Origin of the sequence: Pseudomonas sp. Sample_11, from assembly GCF_004307505.1 — a bacterium.
In the GTDB taxonomy this organism is placed as follows: Bacteria; Pseudomonadota; Gammaproteobacteria; order Pseudomonadales; family Pseudomonadaceae; genus Aquipseudomonas; species Aquipseudomonas atacamensis.
In genome coordinates this window covers 166,116-179,163 of the sequence record NZ_RCOD01000049.1, presented here as the reverse complement: position 1 = coordinate 179,163, position 13,048 = coordinate 166,116, and the positions used below count along the sequence as shown (strand labels likewise).

The window sequence follows — 13,048 nt, the reverse complement described above, 5'->3', positions numbered from 1 at the left end:
CTTTTGCGTATCTGCCAGCGGCAAACCGTCCTCGACCGGTGTCGCACTCAGCCCGCAGTCTGATAACGTGCGTCTATCGATTGCAGCCGGTATGCTTGGCGCGCATCTTCATGGACGCTTGCTATGACCCTCACAGAATTACGCTACATCGTTACCCTCGCCCAAGAGCAGCACTTCGGCCATGCCGCCGAGCGTTGCCACGTCAGTCAGCCGACGCTGTCGGTGGGCGTGAAGAAACTTGAAGACGAACTCGGTGTGCTGATTTTCGAGCGCAGCAAAAGCGCCGTGCGCCTGACCCCGGTCGGCGAAGGCATCGTCGCCCAGGCGCAGAAGGTCCTGGAACAGGCCCAAGGCATTCGCGAACTGGCCCAGGCCGGCAAGAATCAGCTGACCGCGCCGCTGAAAGTCGGCGCCATCTACACCGTCGGCCCGTACCTGTTCCCGCACCTGATCCCACAACTGCACCGGGTCGCCCCGCAGATGCCGTTGTACATCGAAGAAAACTTCACCCACGTGCTGCGCGACAAACTGCGCAACGGCGAGCTCGACGCGATCATCATCGCCCTGCCGTTCAACGAAGCCGACGTGCTGACCCTGCCGCTGTACGATGAACCGTTCTACGTCCTGATGCCGGCCCAGCACCCGTGGACCAAAAAAGAATCCATCGACGCCGGCCTGCTCAACGACAAGAGCCTGCTGCTGCTCGGTGAAGGCCACTGCTTCCGCGATCAGGTGCTCGAGGCCTGCCCGACGCTGACCAAGGGCAACGACGGCGCCAAGCACACCACGGTGGAATCCAGCTCGCTGGAAACCATTCGCCATATGGTCGCGTCCGGCCTGGGCATCTCGATCCTGCCGCTGTCGGCAGTGGACAGCCATCACTACGCCCCCGGCGTGATCGAAGTGCGTCCACTGACCGCGCCGGTGCCGTTCCGCACCGTGGCGATCGCCTGGCGCGCCAGCTTCCCACGGCCGAAAGCCATCGAGATCCTCGCCGACTCCATTCGCCTGTGCTCGGTGGCCAAGCCAACGGCGCCGGTTACGGCCGGTTAAGCGAGCGTCATGACTGAGCTGTCGCAAGTGTCGGTGACGGCACTCAAGGGTGTCGGCGAGGCCATGGCCGAGAAACTGGCCAAGGTCGGCCTGGAGAATCTGCAGGACGTGCTGTTCCACCTGCCGCTGCGTTATCAGGATCGCACCCGCGTGGTGCCGATCGGTGCATTGCGGCCGGGACAGGACGCCGTGGTCGAAGGCACCGTCAGCGGTGCCGACGTGGTCATGGGTCGCCGGCGCAGTCTGGTCGTGCGCTTGCAGGACGGCACCGGCGGGCTGAGTCTGCGTTTCTACCATTTCAGCAACGCGCAGAAGGAAGGGCTCAAGCGTGGCACGCGGGTTCGCTGCTACGGTGAAGCCCGACCCGGCGCCTCAGGCCTGGAAATCTATCATCCGGAATACCGCGCGATCACCGGCGATGAACCGCCGCCAGTCGATGAAACCCTGACCCCGGTCTACCCGCTCACCGAAGGCCTGACCCAACAGCGCCTGCGCCAGTTGTGCATGCAGACCCTGACGCTGCTCAAGCCGAGCACCCTGCCCGACTGGCTGCCGACCGAACTGGCCCGCGACTACCAACTGGCGCCGCTGGCCGACGCGATCCGTTACCTGCACAACCCGCCCGCCGATGCCGATGTCGATGAACTCGCCCTTGGCCATCACTGGGCGCAGCATCGCCTGGCTTTCGAAGAACTGCTCACCCATCAACTGTCGCAGCAGCGTCTGCGCGAAAGCATGCGCTCGCTGCGCGCGCCAGCGATGCCGAAAGCCACCAGGCTGCCGCCGAAATACCTGAAGAACCTCGGCTTCAGCCCAACCGGTGCTCAGCAGCGCGTCGGCAATGAAATTGCCTACGACCTCAGCCAGCACGAACCGATGTTGCGCCTGATTCAGGGTGACGTTGGCGCGGGGAAAACCGTGGTCGCCGCCCTCGCCGCACTGCAAGCGCTGGAGGCCGGTTATCAAGTCGCGCTGATGGCACCGACCGAGATCCTCGCCGAACAGCACTTCATCACCTTCAAGCGCTGGCTCGAACCGCTGGGCATTGAAGTCGCGTGGCTGGCCGGCAAGCTCAAAGGCAAAAACCGCGTCGCCGCGCTGGAGCAGATCGCCAGCGGCACGCCGATGGTGGTCGGCACCCACGCGCTGTTCCAGGACGAAGTGCAGTTCAAGAACCTCGCACTGGTGATCATCGACGAACAGCACCGCTTCGGCGTGCAACAGCGTCTGGCGCTGCGCCAGAAAGGCGTCGGCGGGCGCATGTGCCCGCATCAACTGATCATGACCGCCACACCGATTCCGCGCACTCTTGCAATGAGTGCCTACGCCGACCTCGACACCTCGATCCTCGATGAATTGCCGCCCGGGCGAACGCCGGTCAACACCGTGCTGGTCACCGACACCCGCCGCGTCGAAGTCATCGAGCGAGTACGCAGCGCCTGCGCCGAAGGGCGGCAGGCCTATTGGGTGTGTACGCTGATTGAAGAATCCGAAGAGCTGACTTGCCAGGCCGCCGAAACCACGTTCGAGGACCTCACCGCCGCCCTCGGCGAATTGAAAGTCGGGCTGATTCACGGCCGCATGAAGCCGGTCGAGAAAGCCGCAGTGATGGCCGAGTTCAAGGCCGGCAACCTGCAACTGCTGGTCGCGACCACGGTGATCGAAGTCGGTGTCGACGTGCCCAACGCCAGCCTGATGATCATTGAAAACCCCGAGCGGCTCGGCCTCGCGCAACTGCACCAGTTGCGCGGTCGGGTTGGTCGGGGCAGCGCGGCCAGCCACTGCGTGCTGCTCTACCACCCGCCGCTGTCGCAGATCGGCCGTCAGCGTTTGGGCATCATGCGCGAGACCAACGACGGTTTCGTCATCGCCGAAAAAGACCTCGAACTGCGTGGCCCTGGGGAAATGCTCGGCACTCGCCAGACCGGCCTGCTGCAATTCAAGGTCGCCGACCTGATGCGCGACGCCGATTTATTGCCTGCCGTGCGCGATGCTGCCCAGGCTTTGCTGGAGCGCTGGCCGACGCACGTCAGCCCATTGCTTGACCGCTGGCTGCGCCATGGGCAGCAATACGGCCAAGTGTGAGCACCGTCGCAGTTTGTGCAGGATCGTTCCTACAGAGCTGGTTATACTCCTGCCATTGTTTCAAAAACGGATACAGACCATGACCGAAGCTGCTCTCGTCCCCGAATCTCCGCAAGCTCCGTCTGTTATTCGGCTGCTGCTCAACAAGCTGGGCGTTGCCTACGAAGAAGTGCTCGACCACCACGGCCTCAATGCCTCGCGCAAAGTGCAGGCCGTGCTGCTGGACGACGCCGTGGGCGCGTTGATGGTGCTGTTTCCACAGAGCCAGTTGCTGGATCTCAACCGCCTCGCCGAACTCACTGGTCGCCGCCTTACAGCCGTGTCCACCGAGCGCCTGGAAAAGATGCTCGGCAAACACAATCTGAGCCTGCTCCCGGGCCTGCCGGCGCTGACCAGTTCGCCGTGCCTCTACGAAGAAAGCCTGCTGCGCGAGCCGAAGTTGCTGATCAACTCCGGCGAGCCGGGCCTGCTGCTGGAAATCAGCAGCGATGACTTCAAATCGATGCTGACCAAAGCCAGCGCCGCCAATTTCGGCGAAGCCCTGAGCAGCATCCGCCCCAACCTCGACCGCCCGGACGATGACCGTGAGGAAATCACCCAGGCCGTGCAGGCGTTCACCGCGCGGCGCATTCAGCAACGTCTGGAAGCGACCATCGAGATTCCGCCGCTGGCCGAAACCGCGCAAAAAATCATCAAGCTGCGCGTCGACCCCAACGCCACCATCGACGACATCACCGGCGTGGTCGAAACCGACCCGGCGTTGGCCGCGCAAGTGGTGAGCTGGGCGGCGTCGCCGTATTACGCCTCGCCGGGCAAGATCCGTTCGGTGGAAGACGCGATCGTCCGCGTACTGGGCTTCGATCTGGTGATCAACCTCGCGCTGGGCCTGGCCCTCGGCAAGACCCTGAGCCTGCCAAAAGACCACCCGCAACACACCACGCCGTACTGGCAGCAGTCGATCTACACCGCCGCCGTCATCGAAGGCCTGACCCGCGCCATGCCCCGCGCCCAGCGCCCGGAAGCCGGCCTGACCTACCTCGCCGGTCTGCTGCACAACTTCGGTTACCTGTTGCTGGCCCACGTCTTTCCGCCGCACTTCTCACTGATCTGCCGCCACCTGGAGGTCAATCCGCATCTGTGCCACAGCTATATCGAGCAACACCTGCTGGGTATCAGCCGCGAACAGATCGGCTCGTGGCTGATGCGCTACTGGGACATGCCCGATGAACTGGCCACCGCCCTGCGCTTCCAGCACGACCCAAGCTACGACGGCGCCTACGCCGAATACCCGAACCTCGTCTGCCTGGCCGTACGCCTGCTGCGCAGCCGCGGGATCGGCTCCGGGCCGGATGAAGACATTCCGGATGCGTTGCTCGAACGCGTTGGTTTGAGCCGTGACAAAGCCAACGATGTCGTCAGTAAAGTGCTTGAGGCTGAAGTGCTGCTGCGTGAACTGGCTTCGCAATTCAGCCAGGGCTGAAAAGCTCGCGGGCAAGCCCGCTCCCACAAGATCGATGCGATCCCCAGGAGCGGGTGCGTTGCGGCCAACTGTTGATTATTGGCGTAATCAACCGCGGTACCGAATCACCCAGCCCTGCGGGTTCGGGAAGCTTCCAATGAAATACCCTCCCACTACAATTCGGCCGTCCGCCAATACCGCCATGTCATGAAGAGCTTCCAGGACGCCGTCCTCGTCGAAAATACTGAACCCTGTGCCGTTGAATGACAGGTCTGGTGTTCCGTCCGCCAAAAACTTCGCCGTAATCGCACTCGGATCATCGTCAGTGACTCCGATCCCGGTATCGCCGCTGACGACGATTGAACCGTCAAGTCGCGCCACACAGTGCAACCACCTCAAGCCTTGCGGGACGAAGTCGGAGAACAACGGTTTACCGTTATTGAATACGAGATTGTGGGAGCCTTTGGAGGTGAGGACCGCAAGCACTCCACGCATGGCACCGTCCCTTACGGCAGACCCTGCAAGAACAATTTTGCCATCCACAATTGAAATGGCGGACAGGTGGATATCGTCCTCTCCAGAGATGATCACGACGCCGTTACCGCTCTCGCCGAATGACCTGTCGATCTTGCCGTTAGCGTCGAATCGAATGACGTAAGCGCCCGAAGAGGGTCCGCTGTAGCTGCCACCAACCACTACACCGCCGTCAGGTTGATGCGCGACCACCTGCGCAGAACTGTGCTGGTGTGCAATGCCAGCGAGTTCGACAAACGCGAACCCCGCACCATTGAATGTGATGTCGTTGAAGCCATCCGGATTGAGCCGCATGACGATGCCACTCAAACGGCCAGTGCTGTCTTCGACGGAGCTGACCAGCAGGATTTTGTCGCCCAGCTGCAAAACAGCGTCGCCGGTAGGTCCCGCGCTGCCCATCTGCGCATAAGGAAGGTAACGCACACCCTGGTCAGCAAAGTCCTGATCCAGCCGCCCGTCTTGGTCTTGTTTCACAACAACCAGCCCAGCAGAAACAACAGGCCCATTGCTCTGGTACTCGGCGCGAACGAGCCAACCACCATCCGGGAACGGCGTCAGCTCGAGCATCGAGTGCATATATAGACCGTCCTTGAGTGAGATTTCGACGAATCCTGTCCTTTCTTCACCAAACTCAAGGTCCAGTTGGCCGTTCTCCAGAAGCCGGGCGATCAGCGTTTCCAGGCCATCCTTGCGTCGACGGACAGCCACCAGCAACTTGTTGTCGGGCAGCGCCAGCAGCGCTCTTACGTCAAACTCAGACAGTCCTCCAAGGGGGAATCTGACGATGCCGCTGTCACCAAAAGACGGATCAAAATCAAGCGTGCCACCCGTCAGGTTTGCGCTGAGATAGCGAGTGATCCAGCCATCCACCCGTGAAGGATCAGAAAGGCTGGTGTGGGTCATGGACACCACTATTCGGCCGTCCTCCATGATTGCCAGATCCCGAGGAAACACTGGCCCCGCGACGTCATCGAAGAGCGTATAGCCAATACCGTTGAAGGCCGTGTCCAGTTTGCCGTCAGCAAGAAAGCGCGCGGTCATTACCGCTGAATCCCCGGCACCAACGACAATGATCGAACCGTCGAGCTGTGATGTATGCCACCACGTCAACCCGTCTGGCAGTAACGGGGAAAACAGAGGCTGGCCATTATTGAATACAAGATTGGCCGTTCCACTGGCGGTCAGCACAACCACTAACCCGCCGTGGACGTTTTCTTGCCAGGCATCACCGACCGCAACGATCCGGCCATCACTTTCGCGCACCGAAATGGCTTTCAGAGAGCGCTCACCATCCTCGTTGAAAAGCAGCTTCGCTTGTCCGTTGTTGAATTCCTTATCCAACTTCCCCGCTGCGTCCAAACGTGCCAGAAAAACTCCGGAGCCTGTCTCACCATTCTGAAAGGATCCGCAAACCAGCACCTTGCCATCGGCTTGAACAGCGATAGCGCCGGCGGTGCTCGAGGTGGCACCAACATCCACCAAGACGTACCCCGCACCGTCAAATGATGGATCGAGCGAGCCGTTTGCCAAAAGACGCATCACGACGGGCGATGGCCATGGCTCATCGATCAGGAGGAAATGGAGCAGGACGATTTTGCCATCGGCCTGCTGAACTGCAGAGCCGGTAGAGGCATTTGTAGCGGGGGACTTTTGACTTGACTTCGCCCCTGCCGACGACGCAAGCGTGGAGCCCGGGATTGTGTAGAAAGAAAATAAACTCACGCCTTTATCGCCGAACGAATCGTCCAGCTCACCGTTGCCTTTCAAGCGGATCATTGCCTGGCCAGCGTCGACGGCCTTCTGTGTGAAGTATTGGACGCGCACCAGCCAACCGCCGTCCTGCAACGCATCGAGCCCAAACACGGCGCTGATGCGAGCGTTGACTAAAGATATCTCGACGAAACCTGTCTCATGACTTCCGAAGGACTTGTCGAGCGTCCCGTCTTCGTTCAATCGTGCGATGGCAAGCGGCGCATCATTTCCTTCCTGAGGAAGGGCGACCAGCAACTTCCTGTCGGGGAGTGCCAAAACGGCCGCAGCCTCATGGGTCGCGATGCCCGGTATCGGCAACTTCAATAAACCATTCAGGGCGAAAGATGGATCAGGGGTACCTGGGGTGGTTAAGACTTGAGCCTGAGTCATGTTCTTGCTCCATCAAGTGCGTTGCGTCCTTTATGGGACCAGAACTTGAGTAGAGCATCGTGAAGATGAGCGAAGCACCTGACAGAAATGACAGTTCGACTGTCTTTACAGGCCTAAACAGCAACCTTGCGAGCCAGCGAGCACACCATTCTTCGATGCGCTTCGCTTGGAGCCAACCAGGAGAATCTCAAGCCTTGGCCTTTGCCTTCCTCGGCTTCAAATACTTCATCAACCCCTGAAACCACATCACCAGCGCCGGATTGCCCTTGAGCTGGATCGACTTGTCCTGAATCCCCTGCATAAACGCCAACTGCTTGTTCTTCGCCTGCATCGTCGCAAAGCCATAACCGGCATCTTTAAACGCAATCGCAAACGCCGGTTCTGCGACCACCCCAGACTTGCTGGTGATGCGCTGATCCTTGACCACGAAATGCCGCGCCACTTTCCCATCCAGCGTCTGCAGCTGAAACACCAGATCCTTGTCGCCCAACTGTTGCTGGAACGCAGGATTGGTCCGGCTGGCCTTACCCATCAACAAACCCATCATCCACAGAAGAAAACGAAATTTCATGCGCACAGCCTCAAAAGGAAAATGAACGGCCGGGGCAGTGTAAGGGATTCGGACGATAACGCCAGTATTTGAAGCTGTTGGAAGAGGATGCAGACCATTTCCCGCACGATGACTGCCAAGTCACGATTCTACGTTCACCCCTGATCGTTCCCCCGCTCCGCGTGGAAACGCATCCCGAGACGCTCCGCGTCTCACCGCTCACCTTTCCTATACCTGTTGAAACACATCCCTGTAGGAGCCGGCGAAGCCTGCGATCTTTTGATCTTCCGGCCCGCGAATCCATGGGAAATTTCCTGCGAAGTGCGGGGCTGTCCGTGAACTAGGCGAGCTTGAAGATCACCGATAGGCTTTCTGCGTCATCGGCTATTCGGTGACCGGATGTGCAAGTCCGAATTCGGGAGCAATTTCTTCTTACTCCAAGGGATTTACACCGATGACCAATTCAACTACCAGCACCGAGGACACCTCCCCCTACGAATCCTTCGATTCAAGAAAACTACATGAAGCCGCCGAACGCGCCCTTGATCACCATTTGGGCAACCCCGGCGATCCACCGGCCCCACGCCGCGAAGGCTTGTTCAGCCTGAACCCGGACATCGACGCGGAAGCCCTCTTGGCCAACGCCTCGGAAGATCTGCTGTCCATCAGCGTCATCGCTGCGGACCTTGCGGACGACATAGATGGCTCACGCCGCTCGGTGGCACTGGCATTGAGTAGAATGGCGGACGGGGTCAGATTGATGGTGGAAGGGACGCTCGACCAGATTGAAGTGCGAAGCGTGGCGGCGAAGCCTTAGCGAGATTAGCGGATGAAAAAAGGGGACGTTAAGTCCCCTTTTCTAAATCTCGATAACAAAAACTAGCGAAAGTCCTCCGCGCTTTTTGGGCGCGCTTCCAAGCCCTGGAGCGCCGCCCGGTTTATGTAGGCATTCCCTCCCTCACCGCAATACTGCCGGAACACCGCCTTGTCGTCCCTGAGCACCGTCAGATAACTCAGAAAGGCTTGATTAACGAGGTAGGTATAAGCACCGTTTTTGAACTTGATGATGTTCAAGTTCACGCTGCCTTCCGAAGCGTTCACGACAAAGAATTTGCCATTGGGCGGCAAAGCCGTCTTCGGATAGATCATCTCTATTTTGCTCGGCACGCCGTAACGGTACTGAACAAAACCGGCCGTGGGCTTGCTGTTTCCCCGTGCACAAACGGAAACCGTCTTACCACCCTCCAACGGGCAACTGAAGTAAATGTCTTCGTCATCTGAACACAACGTTCCATCCTGCCTGCCCTTCAATGGCGCTGTTTCTTGCGAGACGCGTTCTGATATTTGAGTGACATCGGCGCAATTGGACAAACACACCAGCTTCGAAAGATCCGGAACATCGCTTTCAGTAAACAGGTACGTCGCTGAACCATCACGGTTGCGAGCGTGGTAAACGGGAACACTGACAGCCAGCCCCTTGGCTGAAACGGGCACTGCCTTATCTTTTCCTGAGACGACCCAACCTTCAGCGCCACCGCACAACGCCTCCAAAGCGACGTCACTGAAGGGTTCTTTTGTGGGTACTGCCAACGGCTGAGCATCACCCCGGCAGTCGTAACCGTGCCAGTAGGGACCAGTCTCCGGATTAACGTCTATGGAAAAAATATAGGCGCCGTCGAGTACTACTTTTCCGCCGTTGTAAGTAAAAACCAGCCAACGACGCGTCTTTGCCTGAGAGTAGTTTTCGTTCTCCAGAATGTAGCGCTCGCCATCTCGATACAGCCAGAAACCACTCATTGCTCCGGCCGATTCCGCCTCGTCGGAGAGACGTTGCCCGGATTTTGCGTCCACCAGAAGGTTTTCTTTCAACGCCAACGCACAGCCGCTGTCCGCGTCCATGCAGGACTTAAGGGACGGGAACATTGGCCCCGCCGCCACAGAGAAAGAACACAGCAATAACGCGATCAAGACTAATCTTTTCAACTTGCCTCCCTGCTTATGATTTACGGGGCTGATTAAACTTTCCTCACCGCAGATTTCTGCGTCTTAAAGCGAGTAATCCATCACTTCTTCCAACTGCCAGCATTGTCCACGGACAAACCGATACTCGAAGACGTAGTCGGTATCTGGCTTCTGCAGGATCGCGATCGCCTTGTCACCCCGCTGTTCCTTGACGGTCAACGTCAGGCCCTGGGCCTCGCGCTTTGCTTGATCCGGAATGATTGGAAACTTGAGCTGATCGCCGCTGAGGCTGCGCTTTTCCATCTCGGGCTCGGGATCGCCGGCTACAGTCGTGACCATCTTCAGCGGCTGCTGGACGAAAGTTTTCTGCACGTCGGCGCGCTCGGAGAAAGCGGTGAGAAACTCGGAAAAGTCGGTCGAAGGGCAAGTGGCATTGGCCGTGTCATCATCGGTTTTGATTGGCTGCTGGCGATTGCCCTGATCCCGTTTTGAATTCGCAATCATCTTCGCATCGAGTTCCGCCAGGCGTTTCTTAATGCTCGCTGCATCCTTGTAAGCACACTCGACCGCAACATCGTCTTCCAGATTCAGACCGTCCAGGCAGTTCTGAAGCTCGGGATCTGGCGGGTCGCCGCTAAAAAACCGCAAAGCCAACTGATCGCCGTCCTTCACCAAAGGCAATTCCAGCACCGAATAGGAATCACCTTCGAATTGACTGTGCGAGACTTTTTGTTTTGTCAGAACAAACATGGACTTCCCCGCTTGCTCCGGGAATTTGCGCTCGAAGAAGAACACCGAGGCGATCTGCTCACCTTCGACCTTCCACACATAATTCAGCGAAGGCTTCACGGCGTTCATTGAGGTGTAGAAGATCTCAGCATAAGGAACATGCCCTTCCTTTACCTGACCTTTGAGGTTGTTCTTCAAAAAGAACACTGTGATCTTTTGATCACCGAGCGATGCAATCACAGGCGGATGCAGCTCACCGATGGTTTGTGGGTCACTCGCTATTGCCTGCTGAGCCAACAAGGCAACCATGAATCCGAACGCACTCATACAACTTAAGAGCCTGGCCAATTCCACTCACTTCCCTGTTAATCAATCTTCAAATGTTTAGGCTGAGGGTTTTACGATGACTCAGGTGCGCCGCACTTCAGCTCTTTGATTTGCTCATTCTGGATCGGTATCACACAAGCGAGCCGCTTCTCTCTTTCCCCACGAAGCTCGAACAAGCTGAGCGTCAGGTGTAAACAATCAGTAGCGAACGCATGATCCTCAAACACCGCACTGGCATAGCCATCCCAAAACGACTTGCCCTCGAAGCTGCAGAACCGCTTGGACGCCAGCACTCGCCAATTGCCATCGGGCGCGAGAAGCTGGACATTGAGGCAAGGGTTGCCAAACGTAGTGACGTAGCGAGCTACCACATCGCCGAAACGTTGCGAGGCCGATGCAGAAACCTTGGCCACATCGACCACATCACTCGGGCCATCAGGCGCAATCGCGTCCAGGTAGGCGGCACGCTCCAGACTCATTCTGGTGATGCACTTATTGAGTGCTTGGGAATAAGCCTGCGAACCGGGTGCGACAGCCGTGGTTTCAAGGGGGCAGGTGGTGTCACGCAATTTGATCCAGGCACGTTGCGACTCTTTGGCAGCGGCCATATTTGTCTTGGTCAGTTCCGGTTCGGGGCTGGACTCAAAACGCGACATCAGTTTTTTGTAGCTGGCATTGAGTCGTGCGTCGGCATTCTTACGGTCGGCCTCCAAGCACTCATCGTATTGCCAGCTCACGTTGATGACTTTGCAGGTGTCCTCGGCATGCGCGATTGATGCGCACAGCGTTCCAAGAGGCAATGCGATAAAACGGACAATCCTGTTCAATTTTTCATTCCCTGATGTGCAGTTCGCTCAATCACTCTTTGCGGAATTTTCTGCGCCTTGCCGTCGGCACTCATCGCGTCGCGGTACTCGCGGTAATAACGCTGCGCTTCTTCTTGCCGATCAAGTCGCCATAGCGAATCAGCCATGTTCAGCATCAGCACTGTGCGTTTACCAACGGCCTCAACGCCGCGATAAAACTTCAGCGCCAACTCATCTCTACCGCCCTCGGCCAGATAAAAACCGAGGTCGTTGTAGACCCGAACATTTTGCGCCGGGGGATGGCACGCCATGTAGGACTCTGGACTTAGAAAGTTCAGGCCCGATTCGATGGACTCTGCGCGGGACTGCGCAGCTTTGATGGTCGAGATATATTTCAACCAGTCCTTCGGGGACTCCGTTTCCAGGCTAGGTGTGAGGACTTCGCCATCTTCCGAAAACCACTGATTACCCACCCATTTGCCGAGACAAAAACGAGGGGAACGCTCGGCCAGCACGCAACCGGTTTCCATGGAGATCACATCGCAATGCTGTTGCGACACGAGTTTTTCTTCTTGATTCTCATCCGACAACATGCCGAAGACCACCGGGTCGAGCAACAAGGTTTTCTTGTCAGGGCTGAGCCAGTCCGGGTGTCCATCGGCGCCAACATCGGCACTGAAGAGCGGGAAGGTTTTGCCGTTGGCGGTGAACCATGCGGTCGCTGAATTCACACCGGGCATCGTCCATTTTGTCGCTCGAAACGTCACGGTGTGTCCGTCGATACCGACTATGGGCGGGTCCTCGGCAAGAGCGCTTGTGGCGGCAAAAAGGCAGCTGATCATCACTACCCACTTAAGGCTGACCATAGACGATCCTCTTCGCCGCCGGGCTTTCTGACATTAGCTGTCTCTTCGTAACGCCATAGGCCTTGATCAACTCTTCCCAAGATCCCTTCGAGCCAAACAAGCGTTGGTTATTATCGAAGCTGTATTGCTCCAATCGCCCTGCTGTCGAGTAATACCCATGCCACTCCGCACAGGCACCGCAGCCGCCATATCCGCCTATCGAAACAAGGCTGCCCTGGGTGCCTTCCACGCAATCCACCGCCACAACAACATTGCTCAACATTTCCGTCTTCGCACCGTCGGAAGTGAGTTGTGAAACTTTGCTGATATCACGCCGAAGCACCTTGCCGCCGATATTGATGGTCTGGTCGGAGCAGACCGGGATGACGTGGGTTTCCGCATCATCCACTGTCACGGATCGACAGGACGAAACCAACACCACTTCAACACCGCCACACTGCATGACATCGCGCTGAGTCAAGGCGTCCGAAGGCGCGGCGAGAACTGGCAGAGAGAGCAGCAGAGAAAGACTGCCCGCGAGAAGACGGATCATCCA

11 protein-coding genes are annotated in these 13,048 nt (G+C 58.0%); 4 read left to right on the top strand and 7 right to left on the bottom strand.

Annotated features, from left to right (window positions below):
• Window positions 1-123 precede the first annotated feature (123 nt).
• The 3 genes from D8U60_RS13505 to D8U60_RS13495 all read left to right on the top strand — a co-directional run bounded on the left by D8U60_RS13505 (window position 124) and on the right by D8U60_RS13495 (window position 4,618).
• Window positions 124-1,053 (top strand): hydrogen peroxide-inducible genes activator, encoded by a 930-nt coding sequence (locus D8U60_RS13505; protein ID WP_016772533.1) that lies wholly within the window; start codon window positions 124-126, stop codon window positions 1,051-1,053.
• Between the two features lie 9 nt (window positions 1,054-1,062).
• Window positions 1,063-3,138 carry an ATP-dependent DNA helicase RecG gene (recG, locus tag D8U60_RS13500; RefSeq protein ID WP_024014806.1) on the top strand — a complete coding sequence of 692 codons (2,076 nt, stop codon included), beginning with the start codon at window positions 1,063-1,065 and terminating at the stop codon, window positions 3,136-3,138.
• Window positions 3,139-3,217: 79 nt separating this feature from the next.
• Window positions 3,218-4,618 (top strand): aminoacyl-tRNA deacylase and HDOD domain-containing protein, encoded by a 1,401-nt coding sequence (locus D8U60_RS13495; RefSeq protein ID WP_130900290.1) that lies wholly within the window; start codon window positions 3,218-3,220, stop codon window positions 4,616-4,618.
• 87 nt (window positions 4,619-4,705) lie between these two features.
• Here D8U60_RS13495 and D8U60_RS13490 read toward each other — a convergent pair whose 3' ends face one another.
• On the bottom strand, window positions 4,706-7,273 hold the full coding sequence (locus D8U60_RS13490; RefSeq protein ID WP_130900289.1) for a hypothetical protein: 2,568 nt from the start codon (window positions 7,271-7,273) through the stop codon (window positions 4,706-4,708).
• Window positions 7,274-7,460: 187 nt separating this feature from the next.
• Window positions 7,461-7,844, bottom strand: a complete 384-nt coding sequence (locus D8U60_RS13485) for a hypothetical protein (RefSeq protein WP_007920327.1) — start codon at window positions 7,842-7,844, stop codon at window positions 7,461-7,463.
• 433 nt (window positions 7,845-8,277) lie between these two features.
• Between D8U60_RS13485 and D8U60_RS13480 the strand changes: the two genes are divergently transcribed.
• Window positions 8,278-8,640, top strand: coding sequence for a DUF6124 family protein (locus tag D8U60_RS13480; protein WP_130900288.1), 363 nt, complete (start codon window positions 8,278-8,280; stop codon window positions 8,638-8,640).
• A 62-nt stretch (window positions 8,641-8,702) separates the two neighbouring features.
• Here D8U60_RS13480 and D8U60_RS13475 read toward each other — a convergent pair whose 3' ends face one another.
• The 5 genes from D8U60_RS13475 to D8U60_RS13455 form a co-directional block, all read right to left on the bottom strand.
• Entirely contained in the window at window positions 8,703-9,791 is a 1,089-nt protein-coding gene (locus D8U60_RS13475) for a hypothetical protein (protein ID WP_236248973.1), read from the bottom strand.
• Between the two features lie 78 nt (window positions 9,792-9,869).
• Entirely contained in the window at window positions 9,870-10,841 is a 972-nt protein-coding gene (locus D8U60_RS13470) for a hypothetical protein (RefSeq protein WP_223630434.1), read from the bottom strand.
• Between the two features lie 71 nt (window positions 10,842-10,912).
• Entirely contained in the window at window positions 10,913-11,668 is a 756-nt protein-coding gene (locus D8U60_RS13465; RefSeq protein WP_130900287.1) for a lysozyme inhibitor LprI family protein, read from the bottom strand.
• A complete protein-coding gene (locus tag D8U60_RS13460) occupies window positions 11,665-12,513 on the bottom strand; it encodes a tetratricopeptide repeat protein (protein WP_130900286.1) in 849 nt (282 codons plus the stop codon). Before D8U60_RS13460 ends, D8U60_RS13465 begins: the two co-directional genes overlap by 4 nt.
• Window positions 12,500-13,045, bottom strand: coding sequence for a hypothetical protein (locus D8U60_RS13455; RefSeq protein ID WP_130900285.1), 546 nt, complete (start codon window positions 13,043-13,045; stop codon window positions 12,500-12,502). The genes D8U60_RS13460 and D8U60_RS13455 overlap by 14 nt, the downstream gene beginning before the upstream one ends.
• Window positions 13,046-13,048: the final 3 nt, after the last annotated feature.

What these genes read in the sequence shown, in the direction of transcription:
- D8U60_RS13485 (WP_007920327.1), bottom strand. Translation starts at nt 7,844, where the DNA reads ATGAAATTTCGTTTTCTTCTGTGGATGATGGGTTTGTTGATGGGTAAG.
- D8U60_RS13470 (WP_223630434.1), bottom strand. Translation starts at nt 10,841, where the DNA reads ATGAGTGCGTTCGGATTCATGGTTGCCTTGTTGGCTCAGCAGGCAATA.
- recG (WP_024014806.1), top strand. Translation starts at nt 1,063, where the DNA reads ATGACTGAGCTGTCGCAAGTGTCGGTGACGGCACTCAAGGGTGTCGGC.
- D8U60_RS13490 (WP_130900289.1), bottom strand. Translation starts at nt 7,273, where the DNA reads ATGACTCAGGCTCAAGTCTTAACCACCCCAGGTACCCCTGATCCATCT.
- D8U60_RS13505 (WP_016772533.1), top strand. Translation starts at nt 124, where the DNA reads ATGACCCTCACAGAATTACGCTACATCGTTACCCTCGCCCAAGAGCAG.
- D8U60_RS13455 (WP_130900285.1), bottom strand. Translation starts at nt 13,045, where the DNA reads ATGATCCGTCTTCTCGCGGGCAGTCTTTCTCTGCTGCTCTCTCTGCCA.
- D8U60_RS13460 (WP_130900286.1), bottom strand. Translation starts at nt 12,513, where the DNA reads ATGGTCAGCCTTAAGTGGGTAGTGATGATCAGCTGCCTTTTTGCCGCC.
- D8U60_RS13495 (WP_130900290.1), top strand. Translation starts at nt 3,218, where the DNA reads ATGACCGAAGCTGCTCTCGTCCCCGAATCTCCGCAAGCTCCGTCTGTT.
- D8U60_RS13480 (WP_130900288.1), top strand. Translation starts at nt 8,278, where the DNA reads ATGACCAATTCAACTACCAGCACCGAGGACACCTCCCCCTACGAATCC.